This is a genomic window from Afipia sp. Root123D2 (assembly GCF_001425835.1).
Taxonomy (GTDB): Bacteria; Pseudomonadota; Alphaproteobacteria; order Rhizobiales; family Xanthobacteraceae; genus Afipia.
Window position 1 is genome coordinate 1,797,904 of sequence record NZ_LMDP01000001.1, and the last position, 18,218, is coordinate 1,816,121.

General features: G+C 61.4%; 16 protein-coding genes. 13 read left to right on the forward strand and 3 right to left on the reverse strand.

Going from position 1 to position 18,218, the window contains the following annotated elements; genetic code table 11:
* Nucleotides 1-38: 38 nt before the first annotated feature.
* Nucleotides 39-953, forward strand: a complete 915-nt coding sequence (locus ASC80_RS08650) for a LysR family transcriptional regulator (RefSeq protein WP_056295102.1) — start codon at nt 39-41, stop codon at nt 951-953.
* 25 nt (nt 954-978) lie between these two features.
* Here the strand turns inward: ASC80_RS08650 and ASC80_RS08655 are convergent, their stop codons facing one another.
* Nucleotides 979-1,641 (reverse strand): TetR/AcrR family transcriptional regulator, encoded by a 663-nt coding sequence (locus ASC80_RS08655; protein ID WP_056295105.1) that lies wholly within the window; start codon nt 1,639-1,641, stop codon nt 979-981.
* A gap of 149 nt (nt 1,642-1,790) precedes the next feature.
* Here ASC80_RS08655 and ASC80_RS08660 point away from each other — a divergent pair, with 149 nt between their 5' ends.
* From ASC80_RS08660 to ASC80_RS08695, 8 genes are all read left to right on the forward strand, one after another.
* A complete protein-coding gene (locus ASC80_RS08660; protein WP_056295108.1) occupies nt 1,791-2,561 on the forward strand; it encodes an enoyl-CoA hydratase in 771 nt (256 codons plus the stop codon).
* Nucleotides 2,562-2,731: 170 nt separating this feature from the next.
* On the forward strand, nt 2,732-3,925 hold the full coding sequence (locus tag ASC80_RS08665) for an acetyl-CoA C-acyltransferase (RefSeq protein ID WP_056295111.1): 1,194 nt from the start codon (nt 2,732-2,734) through the stop codon (nt 3,923-3,925).
* Between the two features lie 71 nt (nt 3,926-3,996).
* Complete coding sequence (locus tag ASC80_RS08670; protein WP_056295114.1) at nt 3,997-5,280, forward strand: MFS transporter; 1,284 nt, start codon at nt 3,997-3,999, stop codon at nt 5,278-5,280.
* Nucleotides 5,281-5,330: 50 nt separating this feature from the next.
* Entirely contained in the window at nt 5,331-6,593 is a 1,263-nt protein-coding gene (gene fabF / locus ASC80_RS08675; protein ID WP_056295117.1) for a beta-ketoacyl-ACP synthase II, read from the forward strand.
* A gap of 195 nt (nt 6,594-6,788) precedes the next feature.
* The gene (locus tag ASC80_RS08680; RefSeq protein WP_056295832.1) at nt 6,789-7,202 is read left to right on the forward strand and encodes a Zn-ribbon domain-containing OB-fold protein; all 414 of its coding nucleotides are present in this window, start codon (nt 6,789-6,791) and stop codon (nt 7,200-7,202) included.
* 5 nt (nt 7,203-7,207) lie between these two features.
* Nucleotides 7,208-8,347, forward strand: coding sequence for a thiolase C-terminal domain-containing protein (locus ASC80_RS08685; protein ID WP_056295120.1), 1,140 nt, complete (start codon nt 7,208-7,210; stop codon nt 8,345-8,347).
* Nucleotides 8,348-8,380: 33 nt separating this feature from the next.
* Nucleotides 8,381-9,301, forward strand: coding sequence for an SDR family NAD(P)-dependent oxidoreductase (locus ASC80_RS08690; protein WP_056295122.1), 921 nt, complete (start codon nt 8,381-8,383; stop codon nt 9,299-9,301).
* Nucleotides 9,302-9,391: 90 nt separating this feature from the next.
* Entirely contained in the window at nt 9,392-10,579 is a 1,188-nt protein-coding gene (locus ASC80_RS08695) for a pyridoxal-phosphate-dependent aminotransferase family protein (RefSeq protein ID WP_056295125.1), read from the forward strand.
* A 6-nt stretch (nt 10,580-10,585) separates the two neighbouring features.
* On the opposite strand, the gene ASC80_RS08700 is transcribed toward ASC80_RS08695, so the two are convergent.
* Complete coding sequence (locus ASC80_RS08700) at nt 10,586-12,136, reverse strand: acyl-CoA synthetase (RefSeq protein WP_056295127.1); 1,551 nt, start codon at nt 12,134-12,136, stop codon at nt 10,586-10,588.
* A gap of 128 nt (nt 12,137-12,264) precedes the next feature.
* Between ASC80_RS08700 and ASC80_RS08705 the strand changes: the two genes are divergently transcribed.
* Nucleotides 12,265-13,002 (forward strand): sulfite exporter TauE/SafE family protein, encoded by a 738-nt coding sequence (locus ASC80_RS08705; RefSeq protein ID WP_349509653.1) that lies wholly within the window; start codon nt 12,265-12,267, stop codon nt 13,000-13,002.
* A gap of 10 nt (nt 13,003-13,012) precedes the next feature.
* Here the strand turns inward: ASC80_RS08705 and ASC80_RS08710 are convergent, their stop codons facing one another.
* Nucleotides 13,013-13,474, reverse strand: coding sequence for an Lrp/AsnC family transcriptional regulator (locus ASC80_RS08710; protein ID WP_056295132.1), 462 nt, complete (start codon nt 13,472-13,474; stop codon nt 13,013-13,015).
* 135 nt (nt 13,475-13,609) lie between these two features.
* Between ASC80_RS08710 and ASC80_RS08715 the strand changes: the two genes are divergently transcribed.
* From ASC80_RS08715 to ASC80_RS08725, 3 genes are all read left to right on the forward strand, one after another.
* Entirely contained in the window at nt 13,610-15,967 is a 2,358-nt protein-coding gene (locus ASC80_RS08715; RefSeq protein WP_056295135.1) for a thiamine pyrophosphate-binding protein, read from the forward strand.
* Nucleotides 15,967-16,668: a LysR family transcriptional regulator gene (locus tag ASC80_RS08720; protein WP_082512450.1), complete on the forward strand. Its 702-nt coding sequence runs from the start codon at nt 15,967-15,969 to the stop codon at nt 16,666-16,668. Before ASC80_RS08715 ends, ASC80_RS08720 begins: the two co-directional genes overlap by 1 nt.
* Nucleotides 16,669-16,836: 168 nt before the next feature.
* Nucleotides 16,837-18,027 carry an ABC transporter substrate-binding protein gene (locus ASC80_RS08725; RefSeq protein ID WP_056295136.1) on the forward strand — a complete coding sequence of 397 codons (1,191 nt, stop codon included), beginning with the start codon at nt 16,837-16,839 and terminating at the stop codon, nt 18,025-18,027.
* Nucleotides 18,028-18,218 lie beyond the last annotated feature (191 nt).

Consider the following 18,218-nt stretch of genomic DNA (forward strand, 5'->3'; position numbering starts at 1 on the left):
GATTCAACTGCGAGAAATCACAGGATAGATGTGCGAAAATGTCAGATCAAGCCACCAGCCCCGATTGGGATGATTTCCGCTTCGTGCTTGCCATTGTGCGCGGAGGTACGGTCTCGGCGGCGGCCAAGCGGCTCGGCGTCGATCATACCACCGTCATCCGGCGCGTCGACCGGCTGGAACGGCAACTCTCGGTGAAACTCTTCGAGCGGCGCAAGACAGGCTACGTCCTGACCGAATCCGGGCATCGCGTCGCCGCGAGCGCCGAGGACATCGAATCCACCATCGTTTCCAACCAGGACATCATTAGCGGCTCGAAATCGCACCTGACCGGCACTGTTCGTATCGGTGCACCAGACGGCTTCGGCAGTCACTATCTCGCCTCCCGCCTCAGCAATCTCGCAGACCTTTACCCCGATCTCGATGTCGAACTCGTCGCCACCGCCCGGCTGTTCAGCCTGTCCAAAAGAGAAACCGACATTGCGATCAGCCTGTCGATGCCAAAGGAAGGCCGCACTGTCGGACGCAAGCTGCTGGACTACAGCCTCGGGTTATACGCGGTTTCGGAATACCTCGACCGCTTTCCTCCGATCAAAACCCGGGAGGATCTGCTGACCCATCGCTTCGTCGGCTACATCGAGGAACTGTTGTTCACACCGGAGCTGGACTATTTGCCGCAGGTCTCGCCGAAGATTTCAGCCAAATTCCGCAGCGCCAATCTGATCGCGCAGCTCAATGCCACCCTATCGGGGTTCGGGATCGCGGTGCTGCCGCGCTTCATGGCGCAAGCTCATCCCGAACTTCGCGCGATCCTGCCGGAGACCGTATCGATCTTGCGCAGCTTCTGGCTGCTGATGCACGCGGACAGCCGCGATCTCGTCCGCATTCGCGCTGTCGCGGAATACATCTACAGCCTTGTCGAGCACGACCGGGCGTTGTTCAACCCTCAACAGTGACGACGGCAATTCGCAAGACGACGCCTTAAGGCGATTTAGCGGGTGTCCGCACGGACGCGCGCGAAGACGGCTTCGCCTTGGCGGCGCTTTTTTTATCGCCGGTGCCCGCTGGTTTACCCAGCGCAAGCGCCGACTGCCGGCCCGCTTCGATCAGGTCATTGGACAAATCGCCGGTTCCGGTCGCGCGCGACAGCAGCAGGCTGCCCATCATGGTCGCGATGATGGCCATCGCGCGTTGTCGCGCAGCTTTCGGCGGCAACCCGGGCACCTCCCCGGCAATGAGGTCGATCATTTCTTCCAGCCGCGCCGCAAAGGCCTTGCGGGTCTTTGGATCGGCGCGCGCGACTTCGGCGCCGAGAGCCGGAAGCATACAGCCATTGCCGACATCGTCACGATGCTGGGTCGTCAGATAGGAGTTGACGATCGCATCGAGTTGCTTGCCTTCCGGCGCACTGTCGGCGCGCCTGCGCCAACGCCGCGCAATGCCGTCCATCGCATAGGAAAATGCTTCGGCAATCAGCGCGTCACGCGAGTCGAAGTGCGCATAAAAGCCGCCATGCGTGAGGCCGGCCTCCTTCATCAGCTCCGCGACACCGATGCCCGCCGAACCTTTCTCGCGCAGCCGCACCGACGCGTTCTTCACGATGCGCGCGTGGGTCTCGGCCTTGTGGTCCTTGGAATATCGCATGAGCAGTCCATAAGATGTTCGATGTCATATAACATGCGGGATTATTGCCGCCAATGCAAGGACCTGCAAACATACGCCGCACTGCATCATCCGGAGTCGTTTTTTTAGAAACGATCCAGCATCCCCACCCCATCCCGCCGGAGCGTTCCATGGACATGATCAACGATTATTGCGGCGTCGCGCGCGATTCACGCGGCATCGCGACATTGACCATCTGCAACGCAGGATCGCTCAACATTCTCAACTCGAAAGCGATCGCCGGATTGCGTACCGGCATTCAGGCACTGGCGGCGGACCATGATATTCGCGTGCTGATCATTCGCGGCACCGGCGAGAAAAGCATGATCGGCGGTGCCGACATCAAGGAGATGGCGACACTCAACCAGGCGACGGCGGAAAAATTCATTTCCGGCCTGCGCGACCTGTGCGAGGCGGTGCGGCAGTTCCCGGTTCCGGTGATTGCGAGAATTCCGGGCTGGTGTCTCGGTGGCGGACTGGAATTCGCCGCCGCCTGCGATCTGCGGGTTGCGACCGCCTCCTCGAAATTCGGAATGCCGGAAGTGAAGGTCGGCATCCCCTCCGTCATTCACGCGGCGCTGCTGCCACGGCTGATCGGATGGGGCCGCGCCCGCTGGCTGATCCTGACCGCGGATACCATCGATGCCCCCACCGCACGGACATGGGGATTGGTGGACAAGGTCGTACCCGATGACGAACTCGACGCGGCCGTCGACAAAGCTGCAGCCGCCATCGCCGAATGCGGCCCGGCAGTCATCCGCAGCCAGAAAATGCTGTTGCGCCAATGGGAGGACATTCCACTGGATGAAGCGATCGACATCAGCGTCGGTGTGTTCGGCCGCGCGTTCCTGACCGGCGAGCCACAGCGTCACATGCAGGCTTTTATCGATCGCAAGCGATAGTCGCGTCGTTCGCGGCTCGACTCATGCAAATTCGCACAATGCTTGTGACGAACTGCCGGATAATCTCGGCCTGATTATCGGAAACTCCGATTGCAATTCTCCGGTTCGATTATATGATGACCACAATCTAACGCGGCAAGGGCCGCGCGCATCGATCAGGAGCATTTCCGATGTCGTCATCCGATCCCGTGGTCATCGTATCCGCCGCCCGCACGCCTCTCGGCCGGTTCCAGGGTGAACTATCCTCATTCAGCGCACATAATCTCGGCTCACATGTCATTGGCGCCGCGCTTGAGCGCAGCAAGGTCGCCGCCGACCGGATCGATGAGGTTTTCATGGGATGCGTGCTGCCCGCAGGACAAGGTCAGGCCCCTGCCCGTCAGGCCGCGCGCGGCGCAAGGCTGCCCGACGCGACCGGTGCGACCACCATCAACAAGGTTTGCGGTTCGGGCATGAAGGCGACAATGCTGGCACACGACATCATCAATGCCGGCTCCGCCGAGATCGTCGTCTCCGGCGGCATGGAGAGCATGTCGAACGCGCCGTATCTGCTTGCCAAGGCGCGCGCCGGTTACCGCGTCGGCCATGATCGCATCATCGATCACATGCTGATGGACGGCCTCGAAGACGCTTACGAAACCGGCCGCTCGATGGGCGATTTCGGCGAAGCGACCGCCGAAGCCTATCAGTTCACCCGCAAGGACCAGGACGACTACGCGATCGAGACGCTGACGCGCGCGCGCAAGGCCGTCGAGAGCGGTGCGTTCAAAAGCGAGATCGCGCCGATTTCCGTCAAGGACAAGACCGGCGTGCGTGTGATCGAGAACGACGAACATCCGCTCAAGGTCGATCCTGCCAAGATTCCAAATCTCAAACCCGCGTTCCGCGCCAACGGAACCATCACACCGGCGGCATCATCCGCGAACGCGGACGGCGCGGCCGCCCTGATTCTGACCAAGCGTTCGCTGGCCGAGCGCGAGGGTCTGCCGATCCTCGCCGAGATCAAAGGGCATTCGACCCACAGCCAGGAGCCGCAGTGGTTCACCACCGCGCCAATCCCGGCGATCCAGAAACTGCTCGACAAGGTCGGCTGGAAGATCGGCGACGTCGATCTGTTCGAGATCAACGAGGCTTTCGCCGTGGTGCCGATGGCGGCCGCGCGTGACCTCGGAATTCCCCGGGACAAGCTCAACATCAACGGCGGCGCTTGCGCTCTCGGCCATCCGATTGGCGCAACGGGCGCACGGCTGATCGTGACGCTGCTGCACGCGATGGAGAAAAACAATCTGCGACGCGGTATTGCCTCGCTGTGCATCGGTGGCGGCGAAGCCACGGCCATCGCCGTCGAACGCAGCGTTCACTGAAGTTCTTAAACTTTTCAAACGCGGCGCGGTGCATAGGCATCGCGCCGATATTTTCACCAGAAAGAAACCTGATGATTTCGAACTGGCTTTCCACTGCGATGGCCCGCAGGCGCCTTCATTATGGCTGGGCAATGGTCGCGGTGACATTTCTTACCGCGCTGGTCAGCGCCGGGGCGGTCGGCGCGCCGGGCGTGTTCATCCTGCCGCTGCAGCATGAGTTCGGCTGGACCACCGCGGAGATTTCCGCCGCGCTTTCGATCCGCCTGCTGCTGTACGGCCTGATGGCACCGTTTGCCGCCGCGCTGATGAACCGCTATGGCCTTCGCAATGTCACGGTGATCGCGCTGTCGCTGGTGACGATGGGCCTTGTCCTGTCGCTGTTCATGACCCAGATGTGGCAGCTGATCCTGCTGTGGGGCTTTGTCGTCGGCTTCGGCACCGGCATGACCGCCCTGGTGCTCGGCGCCACTGTCGCCGCGCGCTGGTTCAGCGCCAATCGCGGACTGGTGGTCGGCATCCTCACCGCGAGCGCCGCCACCGGCCAGCTGGTCTTCCTGCCGGCCCTCGCCAGTCTCACCGAGCATTATGGCTGGCGAATTGCGATGGGACTGATGTGCGCGATGCTGCTGCTGGCCGCGCTCGCGGTGCTGCTGATCATGCGCGACCGGCCGTCGGATGTCGGCATCCGCCCGTTCGGCGACAACGGCACGGACCCGATCGCACCTCCTCCGCCGAACAATGCCCCGATCATGGCGGCGGCGCTCGGTGCGCTGAAAGATGCGGCGAAGACCAAGGTGTTCTGGATCCTGTTCGGCACATTCTTCATTTGCGGCGCGAGCACCAACGGCCTGATCCAGACCCACTTCATTCCGTTTTGTTCGGACTTCGGACTACCCGCCACCGGCGCGGCAACCCTGCTGGCGGCGATGGGTATTTTCGATTTTATCGGCACGATCGGATCCGGTTATTTATCGGATCGCTATGACAACCGCTGGTTGCTGTTCTGGTATTATGGCCTGCGCGGCCTGTCGCTGCTGTTCCTGCCGTTCACCAGCTTCACGTTTTACGGCCTGTCGCTGTTCGCGATATTCTACGGACTGGACTGGATCGCGACCGTGCCACCCACCGTCCGCCTGAGCGCATCGAGATTCGGCTCCGAACGGGCCAATCTGGTGTTCGGCTGGATTTTCGCCGGGCATCAGCTTGGCGCGGCTACTATCGCCTTCGCCGCCGGCGCGTCGCGGACCTATCTTTTGAGCTATTTGCCGGCATTTTTCGCAGCCGGCGCCCTGTGCCTGATCGCCGCTCTTGCAGTCCTTGCGATCAGCCGGGATAAGAAGGTGGCGACGGCATAGGTTGGGTGCCGTTGCGGGGACACGTTCACCTCCACAAACGGGATCTGAAGATGCGACGGATTGTAGTCACGGGTATGGGCGCGGTTTCGCCGCTGGGTTGCGGTGTCGAGGCGAACTGGTCGCGGCTCATTGCCGGAAAATCGGGCCTGCGCTCACTCTCGGACAACGTTGTGGGGGATCTCTCAAACAAGGTCGCCGGTGTCGTGCCCGATCTCGCCGAGGACCCCGAGGCTGGATTCGATCCCGACCGCGCCGCGCCGCGCAAGGACCAGAAGAAAATGGATCGCTTCATCCTGTTCGCCCTGATGGCGGCGGATGAAGCCATCGCGCAAGCCGGCTGGACGCCGGAAAATACCCAAGCGCGTGAACGCACCGCGACGATCATCGGTTCGGGCATCGGCGGCTTTCCGGCCATCGCCGATTCGGTTCGCCTCGCGGACTCCCGCGGCGTTCGCCGACTTTCGCCGTTCACGGTGCCCTCGTTTCTGGTGAACCTTGCCGCCGGACAGGTTTCGATCAGGCATGGTTACAAAGGGCCGCTCGGCGCGCCGGTCACGGCATGTGCCGCCGGCGTCCAGGCAATCGGCGATGCCGCCCGCCTGATCCGCAGCGGAGAAGCCGATGTCGCCATTGCCGGCGGTGCCGAAGCCTGCATCGAGCGCGTCAGCCTCGGTGGTTTTGCCGCCGCCCGCGCGCTATCGAGCGGTTACAATGATACGCCTACGCGCGCCTCCCGCCCCTTCGACAAGGATCGCGACGGTTTCGTGATGGGCGAAGGCGCGGGCATCCTCGTCATCGAAGCACTGGACCATGCACTGTCGCGCGGCGCGACGCCGATAGCCGAACTGGTCGGCTACGGTACCAGCGCCGATGCCTATCATATGACCGCAGGTCCTGAAGACGGCGATGGTGCGCGGCGCGCGATTGAAGCTGCGCTCAAACAGGCCGGCGTTGCACCCGCTGACGTTCAACACCTTAACGCACACGCCACATCGACACCGGTCGGCGATCAGGGTGAGCTGGCCGCGATCAAGGCAGTGTTCGGCACCAGCGGCACTGTGGCGGTGAGTTCGACAAAATCCGCAACCGGCCATCTGCTCGGCGCAGCCGGCGGACTTGAAGCGATCTATTCCGTTCTCGCGTTGCGCGACCAGATCGCGCCAGCGACGCTCAACCTCGACAACCCGGATGACGCGGCCGAAGGCGTCGATCTTATTCGCGGCGCGGCGCGCCCGATGAAGCTCGAACATGTGTTATCGAACGGCTTCGGCTTCGGCGGCGTCAACGCGAGCGTCCTGTTCAAGGCATGGTAACGTCGCGCACGGTCCAATACTGGTACGCACAGAGCGACTGTTCCGCACAATGGAATTGTCGGCGTGTGCTCTGCCGACATGGTTGCATTGAATTTTTCCGCTTCTCGGCGGTGTGTATCGATGAAATAATCCTTGGACGACCGATCGGTCGCAAAAACCCTCGGCAAATTGTCGAAGCCCAAGGAAAACCAGAACATGGCAGAGCCCGCCCGCGCGCGTCCCAAACCAACGCCTGAAACCAAACATTTCTGGGACGGCACGCAAGCGGGCGAACTGCGGCTGCAGCGCTGCGACGCCTGCTCTCATGTGTACTTCCCGCCACGTCCATTCTGCCCCTCCTGCGCATCGCGCAAGGTGAGTGTGTTCCCGGCCAGCGGCAAAGCGACGCTTTACAGCTACGTGATCAACCATCGGCCCGCCGCGCCAGGCTTTACTCCGCCTTACGCCATCGCCGTGGTCGAACTCGCGGAAGGCCCGCGGATGATGACCAACATCATTGATTGTCCGCAGACACCGGAGGCGCTCGAACTCGATATGAAACTCGAAGTCGCGTTCGAGAAGGTCGACGACAAGCTCACCCTTCCCAAGTTCCGCCCGGTGAAGGGATAAGCATCATGCGCAGGAATCAGGTCGCGGTCGTCGGTGCCGCGGAAACCACCAAGCTCGGCGTCATTCCCGACGTGTCGCAGATCCAGCTTCACGCAGACGCGGCGCTGAACGCCATCGCCGATGCCGGTCTCAAACTGTCGGACATCGACGGCATTGCTACCGCGGTGGAAACACCGCAGCAGATCGCTCATTATCTCGGCATCACCCCGACATGGGTGGACGGCACCTCAGTCGGTGGCTGCTCCTTCATGCTGCATGTCCGCCACGCAGCGGCGGCGATCGAGGCCGGACTGTGCAAGACCGTTCTCATCACCCACGCCGAGAGCGGCAAATCGATGATCGGCAAGTTGCCGCGATCGATCCCCGCCGACAGCCTGCAGGGCCAGTTCGAGGCGCCGTTCGGCGTCTACGGACCGCCGAGCATGTTTCCGATTCCTGTGCTGCGATACATGAAGACACATGGCATCACCCATGAGCAGATCGCCATGGTGTCTGTGGTGCAGCGCGAGTGGGCAGCGAAGAATCCCCGCGCGACCATGAAAGACCCGATCACGGTCGACGACGTGCTGAATTCGCGCATGATCGCCTACCCGTTCCGCATTCTGCAGTGTTGCCTCGTCACCGACGGCGGCGGCGCGCTGATCCTGACCAGCGCCGACCGCGCCAAGGATTTTCCGAACAAGCCGGTCTACATCCTCGGTACCGGCGAGAGTGTCGAGACGCCGATGGTCAGCCAGATGGAAACCTTCAACTCGTCGCGCGCGTTCAAGGTCGCCGGCCCCACCGCCTTCCGCGAAGCCGGCATCGCCCACAAGGACGTCGATCATCTGATGATCTACGACGCCTTCGCGCATCTTCCGTTGTTCGGGCTCGGCGATCTTGGCTTCATGCCGCATGAGGAAACCGGCAAGTTCATCGCCGACCGCAACACCGCAATCGGCGGCAAGCTACCGATGAACACCAACGGCGGCGGCCTCAGCTATATGCATTCGGGCATGTACGGCATGTACGCCCTGCAAGAGAGCGTGCGGCAGATGCGCGGCATCGCGCCCGCGCAGGTACCGGGCGCGAAAATTTCGGTGTGTCACGGTGTCGGCGGCATGTTCGCCGCCTCGGGCACGATCATCTTCACCAACGAGCGCTAAGGCCAGCGTCATCCAGAAAACGGAGATAACAACATGAGTGACAGCAAGATGCTTGCCGACAAGGTGATCGTGGTGACCGGCGCAGGCCGCGGCATCGGCCGTGAAATCGCCCTGCTCGCGGCGGCCGAAGGCGCCAAGGTCGTGGTCAACGATCCGGGCGGCGCGGCCGACGGCTCGGGGAACAATGCTGCTCCGGCCGAAGAAGTGGTCGAGGAAATCCGCAAACGCGGCGGCACAGCGGTCGCCAATTTCGAAACGGTCGCGGAAGCTGTTCCCGCGAGCAAGATCATCAAGCAGGCGGTCGATTCCTTCGGCAAGCTCGATGGTGTCGTCAACAACGCCGGCATCCTGCGTGATGCAATCTTCCATCGCATGAGCGTGGATGCGTTCGAGTCCGTCATCAAGGTTCACTTGATGGGCTCATTCTATACGTCGCACGCAGCCGCACGTATTTTCCGCGAGCAGGAGAGCGGCGCGTTCGTCCATTTCACCTCGACGTCGGGCCTGATCGGCAATTTCGGGCAGGCCAACTACGCCGCTGCCAAGCTCGGTATCGTCGGCCTGTCAAAGTCGATCGCGCTCGACATGAGCCGGTTCAACGTTCGCTCGAATTGCGTGTCGCCGTTCGCATGGAGCCGCCTGATCGGCACCATCCCCACCGAGACCGAGGAAGAGAAGGCGCGCGTCGCCCGTATGCAGCAGATGGGGCCCGAGAAGATCGCGCCGCTATCGGCGTTCCTGCTCAGCGACGCCGCCAAGGACGTCACCGGCCAGATTTTCGCGGTGCGGATGAACGAGATTTTCCTGATGAGCCAGTCTCGTCCGCTGCGTTCGATCCATCGCGCCGAGGGCTGGTCTCTCCAGACGCTGGCCGATCATGGCATGCCGGCACTGAAGCCGTCGTTCTACAAGCTCGACCGATCCGCCGACATCTTCTCCTGGGATGCGATCTGAGATCACATCTTGTTTCCTCGCATGAAGCAAAGTCTGCTTTAACGGATCGCGCGCTCATGCGAGGAAGACGGATCGCAGGGAGAATAAATCATGGTGGTACGCGCGGGACGTGAATTTCTGGCCATTCCCGGCCCGACCACCATGCCTGACGAAGTGCTGCGGGCCATGCACCGGCCTGCCGCCGATATCTACGGCCCTGAACTCATTGCTCTGACTGACAGCCTGCTCGCCGATCTCAGCCGCCTGTTCCGCACCAAGGGTCGCTCCTACATCTATATCGCCAACGGCCATGGCGCGTGGGAAGCCGCGCTGACCAATGTGCTGTCACGCGGCGACAAGATACTTGTGCTGGAGAGCGGACGCTTCGCGATCGGCTGGGGCGATGCTGCAGCCGAACTCGGCGTCGAGGTCGAAATCCTCAAGGGCGACTGGCGTCGCGCAGTTCGCCCGGCAGAAGTCGAAGCGCGGCTGCGCGCCGATACCGAACGCCGGATCAAGGCCGTGCTGACGGTGCAGATCGATACTGCCGCCGGCGTCGCCAACGACATCGAAGCCATCGGCAAGGCGATCAGAGCTGCCAATCACGACGCGCTCTATATGGTCGACACCGTGGCGTCGCTTGCCTGCGTTCCGTTCGAAATGGACGAATGGGGTGTCGATGTCGCGATGTCAGCCTCGCAAAAAGGTTTGATGACGCCTCCCGGCCTCGGCTTCGTCGCGGTCGGCGACCGCGCGCGGAAAGCTCACGCCACGGCCAATCTGAAGACACCTTACTGGGACTGGACCGCACGCGAGGGCGAGGAACATTACCGCAAATACGCGGGTACACCGCCGGTCCACCTGATGTATGCGCTTCGCGCCGCGCTCGACATGATCTTTGAGGAAGGACTCGAGAACGCTCACACGCGTCATCGTCTCCTTGCCGAGGCGGTGCGCCACGCAGCGTCAGCATGGGCAGACAAAGGTGCGCTTGCCTTCAACGTCACCGAGCCCGGTGAACGCTCGAATACAGTCACCACGGTCCTCGTCGACGGCGACGGGGTTGCTGCGCGACTGCAGGACTACTGCAAATCGAAGTGCGGCGTCGTGCTCGGCACCGGCATCGGCGCACTGTCCGGCAAAGCGTTCCGGATTGCGCATATGGGCCACGTCAACGCGCCGATGGTGCTCGGTACCCTTGGCGTGATCGAGGTTGGCCTCAATGCACTGAAAATCCCGCACGGCACCGGCGGCGTTCAGGCAGCGACAAAGTATCTCGGCGATAACGTTCCGGCGTAAGCGTCCCTATATCCGCCGTCCCGCTGCGGCCCAGAATGGGTCGCGCAGGCGGCGTTTGAATATCTTGCCGGAATCCTCACGAGGAAGACCGCTCTGGATTTCGATACGCTTCGGCACCTTGTAGTCGGCCAGCGCGGCCTTGAGCTCGGAACGAATCGTCGTGGCATCAAGGTTGACGCCCGGCTGCGGCTCAACCACAGCCATCAAGGATTCTCCAAACTCCTCATCGGGAATGCCGAACACCGCGCAATCCTGCACGCCGGGCACGCCATGCAGGACGGCTTCGATCTCGGCAGGATAAATGTTGACGCCACCGGAAATCACCATGTCCCGCTTGCGATCGCAGATGAAAACATAGCCGTCCTCGTCGATGAAACCGACATCACCGCTGGTGATGAATCCATCGCGGTCGATCTCGGCACGCTTCTCCGGCTTGTTGTGATAGGTGAAATCGGGATTACCGCCGATCCGCGTGTAAATCTCGCCGATCTCACCCTGCGGGAGAATGGCTCCATCCTCGCCGAGAAAACGGATTTCGGCGCCGGGAGCGATCTTGCCGACGGTACCTGGCTTGCTTAGCGCATCTTCCGATCTGGCGAACGTGATGGCACCGGATTCGGTGCTGCCATAGAATTCATAGATCACCGGCCCCCACCATTCGATCATCGCCCGCTTCACCTCCGCCGGGCACGGAGCCGCAGCATGGATAATATGCTTGAGCGACGAAACATCGTATTGGCGGCGCACGTTCTCAGGCAGTTTGAGCAGCCGCGTGAACATCGTCGGCACCATGAATGCATTCTCGATCTTCTCGTCCTGCACGATCCGCAGAAACTCTTCGGCATCGAACCGCGGCATCAGAATCAGCACATCGCCAGCACGGCCCGCGCGGATTCCAAAGGAGTTTGGCGCCGAGTGATAAAGTGGCCCCGGCAGCGACGCGCGCACACCGGGCGTGACGCCGTAGATTCGCGCCCGCATTTCTTCCGAATGAGCTACCTGCTCGGGTGTCGGCGCGAAGCGCTTCACTCCCTTCGGTTGGCCGGTGGTGCCCGAGGTGTAGATCATGTTCTGGGGCTGCGGCACCGCAGGCCCATTGTAGGACACCTGTCGTGCCAGCCATGTCTCGAAATCGACGGCATTCTCCGGCGTGCGGCACAATGCGGGATCAATCCTGTAAGCTGCGACCACCTCCGGTGGCGGCACATCGCTCAGAACAGTGATCCCGGCCGGGACCGCATCGCGCACCTGGTTCAGCATGTCGTTATGGCCGATCAGAACGGCGGTGCCGGAGTCCTTGAGAACATAATTGATCTCTTCGGGCTTGAAATGCCAATTGACCGGGACCGCATAGGCGCCGAGCGTCATGACAGCATAGACGGCTTCCAGAAACGTGATGTCGTTGCGCATGAGGATGCAGACACTATCGCCTGGCCGCACGCCGAGCTGATGTAATCCACCGGCTATCAGCCGCGCACGATTGGCAACGTCCTCTCGCTCCCTGCGACGGTTCCCACTGACGATTCCCGTAGAAAGAGCCTTCTCCGGACCTGCCATGAATTCATTCCCTTGGCGTGCCTCCATCTTAGAAGCGTTCTGAGAGTTGCGGAGGCTCCCACGGCATGAGCCTATACAATCCAGAGATTCGTTCCGCCACCTGCAAAAATTCGGGCCTGCCCCGCATGATGACCGACCCGCTGTTCTATGCCGTTGCCATTCCGGCAGTCATCGGTCTCGGCCTGTCGAAAGGCGGGTTCACGGGACTTGGCGCGGTCGCAACCCCACTGGTTGCGCTTTATTTGCCGCCGCTCGAGGCTGCCGCGCTGCTGCTTCCTATTCTCATGTGTCAGGATTTGATCGCGGTCTATTTCTATCGGCGCGACTGGGATGCCTGGAACCTGAAAGTACTGTTACCGGGTGCCCTGATCGGAATCGTTTTCGGCGGCCTGATGGCCTCCCATGTCTCGGATGATGCAGTTCGCATCATTGCCGGCGGCATCGGGCTCGCGTTCGTCGCCCATGCGTGGCTCAGCCGCGCCAATGTCAAGCTCCACAACGCCACCGCGCTCGGCGGCTTCATCTGGGGCAGCATCTCCGGCTTCACCTCATTCGTGATTCAGGGCGGCGGTCCTGCGTTTCAAGCCCACACCTTGCCGCAACGGATGCCCAAGCTGACATTCGTCGGAACATCGACACTGTTCTTCTGCGCCGTGAACGCGATGAAGGTGCCGCCCTACTTCATGCTGAACCAGTTCTCATGGGCGAATTTTTCGACATCGCTCGTCCTGTTGCCGCTGGCGGTGGTGGCGAACTTTGCCGGCTTCTGGCTTGTCAGCCGCACGCCGACTATTTTGTTTTATCGGATCGCCTACGCGCTCCTGCTGGTGATTTCTCTCGGCTTGTTGTGGCAGGGCCTGACGTGAATCACGTCCCTCAAACTGGAAGCGCGATCGAATATTTGACCTGACTGAGCGCAAAGCTCGACTCGATCGACGCGATACCGTCGAGCCGCGTCAGCTTGGTTTTGAGGAAAGCTTCATAGGATGGCAGGTCAGCAGCGACCACACGCAACAGATAATCGCGATTTCCGGTCATGAGATAACATTCCAGCACTTCCTTCCATTTCGAGATCGCCTTGGCGAAGCGATCGAGATCCTCCTCCTTCTGGCGCGCGAGCTTGATCGAGATGAAAACGCTGACCGGAAGTCCAACGGCCTTCTGATCGACCATCGCGATGTAGCGCGAGATCACGCCGCGCTCCTCGAGCAGCTTGACCCGACGATGGCAGGGAGACACCGACAGACCGACCTGATCGGCAAGTTCCTGCATGGTCAGGCGGCTGTCGCCCTGCAGCAAAGTCAGGATTTTACGGTCGATGGCGTCGAGATCCGTCATTGGTATGAAATCCTATTAATTCATCAGATTATAGGATCATATCCCAATTAATGACCATCCGTCGATAATGTTTGGGAACTTTCGGCGAAGCTGCATTGTTAGCATTCTGGACGAGTCATCAGCCGGTGCCGCGCCATGCCCATCGAACCGTCCCGCCTCAAAATCCTGACGGCCCTTGCGAAGAAGGTGCTGTGGCTGTCGTCGTGGACGATCCACAACGCCAACCACATCCGGCCTGACAGTGATGGCCTCAAGGTGGGTGGTCACCAGGCCTCATCCGCTTCTCTCGTCACTATCATGTCGGCACTTTATTTTGACGTGCTGAAACCGGAAGACCGCGTCGCGGTAAAGCCGCACGCCAGCCCGGTGTTTCATGCGATCCAGTATCTGCTGGGCCATCAGACACGCGGGAAACTTGAGAATTTCCGTGGCTTCACGGGTGCACAGTCCTACCCATCCCGTACCAAGGACACTGATGACGTCGACTTCTCGACTGGTTCTGTCGGCCTCGGCGTCGCGCAGACGGCGTTCGCATCGCTGGTGCAGGACTACGTCAAAGCCCACGGCTGGATGAAGGATCGCCCCGAGGGGCGCATGATCGCGCTGGTCGGCGACGCCGAACTCGATGAAGGAAACATCTTCGAGGCGCTGCTCGATGGCTGGAAGCAAGGTCTCCGCAACACCTGGTGGATCATCGACTACAACCGGCAGAGTCTGGATGCCGTGGTCCGCGAGGGTCTCTGGGAAAAGCTGGAGACGATGTTCCGCAATTTCGGCTGGGACGTCGTCATCGTCAAATACGGCAAGCTGATGCAGGCTGCTTTTGCCAAGCCCGGCGGCGAGGCGCTGCGGCGCTGGATCGACACCTGCCCCAATCAAATGTACGCCGCGCTGTGCTTTCAGGGCGGCGCAGCCTTCCGTAAGCACCTGCGTGACGACATCGGCGATCAGGGGCGGGTGACCCGCCTGATCGACAGCTATAGCGACGACGAGTTGCTGGCGCTGATGTCCAATCTCGGCGGCCACGACATGGCGAGCATGCTGGAAGCGTTCGAGGCGATCGATCACGACCGGCCGGTGTGCTTCATCGCCTATACGATCAAGGGCGTCGGCTTGCCGTTCCAGGGCCACAAGGACAACCACGCCGGGTTGATGACTGTCGCGCAGATGGAAACGTTTCGCACGGCACAGAACATCCGGCCGGGTCATGAGTGGGACAGGCTTGAGGGACTTTCCGGAGACGTCAACGCCATCGAAACGTTTCTTGCCGATGTCCCATTCGCCCGCGAAGGCACGCGACGCCTTGATGCGCCGACATTCGAGGTGCCGGAGCGGCTTGCAGTCACGCTGTCCCCGCGCACGTCGACGCAACAAGGCTTCGGCCTGGTCCTTAACGAGCTGGCGCGTAGCAGCGCCCCGATCGCCGATCGCATCGTCACCACCTCACCCGATGTCACCGTGTCGACCAATCTCGGCGCATGGGTCAACCGGCGTGGCCTGTTCGCGATGGCGGAGAACGCTGACCTGTTCCGCAAGGAGAAAATTCCGTCCACTTTCGCGTGGGATTTCTCACCGAAGGGCCAGCACATCGAACTCGGCATCGCTGAAATGAACCTGTTCATCATGCTGTCTGCACTCGGCCTGTCGCATTCGATCAACGGCGAGCGTCTGCTGCCGATCGGCACGCTGTACGACCCTTTCATCCAGCGCGGCCTCGATGCACTGAACTACGCCTGCTATCAGGACGCCCGCTTCATGGTGGCCGCGACACCTTCGGGCATTACGCTGGCACCGGAAGGCGGCGCGCATCAGTCAATTGCAACGCCTTTGATCGGCATGGCGCAGGACGGCCTCGCCTCGTTCGAGCCGGCCTTCGTCGATGAACTCGCAGTCATCATGCGCTGGGGCCTTGATCACATGCAGCGTGACGACGGCGGTGCGGTCTATCTGCGGCTATCGACGCGAACGCTCGATCAGGTGCAGCGGACGATGACGCCGCAGCTTGAGCGCGACATCACCGAAGGAGCCTACTGGCTGCGCGAACCGGGACCGAACGCTGAACTGGTGATCGCGTATACCGGCGCGGTGGCGCCGGAGACGATCGAAGCCACCGGCCTGCTCGGCGAAAGCCGGCGCGACATTGGCCTGTTGGCGATTACGTCAGCTGACCGGCTGCACTCCGGCTGGACCCATGCGCGCAAGCAGCGGCGCTCCGGCGGCCCGCGCGAACAAAGCCATATCGAGAAACTGCTTGAACCGCTGTCGCGCAATTGCGGCATCGTCACCGTGATCGACGGGCACCCGGCAACGCTGGGGTGGCTCGGCAGCGTCCACGGTCATCGCGTCGAGGCGCTCGGCGTCCAGCACTTCGGCCAGACCGGCACCATCGGTGACCTTTATGCTCACTACGGCCTCGACACCAACACCATCATCGACGCCGCCGGCAGCCTGACCTTCGGATCGCCGATCCGGCATCGCAAGACGGCGATCTGATGACCGGCGCGGCTTCAACGGTGATTCCGGCAGCTCCCGCGGGTGGAAGCCTGTTCCGGCGCATCGATCTGACCACGCTGCAACTGTTCGTCGCGATCTGCGAGGAAGGCAATCTCACACGCGCGGCGACCCGCGAGGCCATTGCGCCGTCTGCTGTCAGCAAGCGCCTCAATGACCTTGAGGACGTACTCGGCGTCACGTTGTTCGTCCGCCTGTCGAAGGGCATGGCGTTGACGCCGGCCGGTGAGTCCCTGCTGCATCATGCTCGCGTCACCCTACTGAACGTCGAGAAGATCGCGGTCGAATTGAGCGAGTACTCCAACGGCGTCCGCGGCTATGTCCGGATGCTCGCGAACCTGTCGGCCATCGTTCAGTTCCTGCCGGAAGATCTGTCCGGATTTTTCGATGCGCACAAACTTCTCAAGTTCGACCTCCAGGAGCGGCCGAGCGGCCAGGTCGTGCGCGGTATCGAGGATGGCATCGCGGACATCAGTATCTGCGCCGGCGAGGTGGAGACGCGCAATCTGGAGACCCTTCATTATCGTCACGACAATCTCGTGGTCGTGACGAGGGCCGACCATCCGCTGGCCACGCGCCGGGCGATCGCCTTCGCCGCTTGCGGCTTCAACGATCTGTCCTACTTCAACCGCTGTTTCCGCCGGCGATTTGGATTGACACCGACTGCGGCGCGCAGACGCTGAAACAGAACAACGAATCCGCGCCCTCGATTTCACATCCGTGAAAATAGCCGATCCCGCAAACTTGTCCGCGCGTCAGCAATCCGGGTGTTACGCTACCAGCGCGCCCCGTTCGCGGCCCGCACTCATATCCAAACAAACCACCAACAAAAACAAAAAGGAGAGCAGATCTTGTCATCCTGGAAAACATATTCGACAGCAGTTCTGACACTCGCGAGCTTGTCAGTCCTCGCCCCCGCTTCGTCTTACGCGCTGGATGGAGCCATCAAGCTCGGCAACACCGCGCCTTACAGCGGGCCGGCGTCCGCTTACGGCACGATCTCGGCGGCCGAAGGCGCCTACTTCCAGATGCTCAACGACAAAGGCGGTATCAACGGCCACAAGATCGAGTTCATCACTCTCGACGATGCCTACTCGTCGCCGAAAACGGTTGAGCAGACCCGCCGCCTTGTCGAACAGGATGAAGTGCTGGCGATGTTCAGCTCGGTCGGCACCGCGCCGAACATCGCCGTGCAGAAATATCTCAACGCCAAGAAGGTGCCGCAGATTTTCGTGTCGTCCGGTGCGAGCCGCTGGAACGACCAGAAGCACTTTCCCTGGACCGTCGGCCTCAATCCAACCTACGAACTCGAAGGCCGCGTCTACGCCAAGTATATTCTGAAGACCAAGCCTGACGCGAAGATCGCGCTGATCATTCCGAACGAGGATGCCGGCAAGGATTATCTGCGCGGATTCAAGGAAGGCCTCGGCGATCACGCCAATCAACTGGTGTCCCAGACCACTTACCTGACCACCGATCCGACGATCGACTCGCAGATCGTTACCATGCAGCAGTCCGGCGCGGACGTGTTCTTCGTCGAAGCCACGCCGAAGTTCGCCGCCATGGCGTTGAAGAAAGTGGCAAGCCTCGGCTGGAAGCCGCTGATGATCCTGCCTGCGGTGTCGAACTCGGTGTCCGCTGTTCTTCAACCCGCAGGCCTCGAGAATTCAGTCGGCGTCGTCACCGGGCTTTATCTCAAGGACCCCAACGACAAGGCGCTGGCGGACGATCCCGCAGTCAAGGAATTCCTTGCCTGGATGAAGAAGTATCGGCCAAACGCCGACACCGGCGATCTCCTGAACGTGCAGGGCTACACTGCCGCGCAGCTGATGGCGCGGGTCCTGACCAACTGCAAGGACGATCTCAGCCGCGAAAACATCATCAAGCAGGCAACTCATCTGAAGGACGTCGAGCTGCCGATGATGTTGCCCGGCATCAAGATCAACACCACGCCCGAGAATGCGACGCCGATTCAGCAAATGAAGATGGCGCGGTTCGACGGCAAGGCGTGGGTGCTGTTCGGCGACGTGATCGGCGAGTGATCGCAAACGCGGCGGCTTGCATACAGTTACCGTTGACCTGTTGATGGCAAAATGGCCGCTCCTCTGGGGCGGCCATTTCGGTTTTGGCGGGCTTTGGCGGCGATTTTCGCCGGACATGTTGACTTCCCGCGAAGGTCTGGCAAAAGAACGCCATCGGAGCGGATGTTCGCCCAACAGGCGCTCGCTCCCGG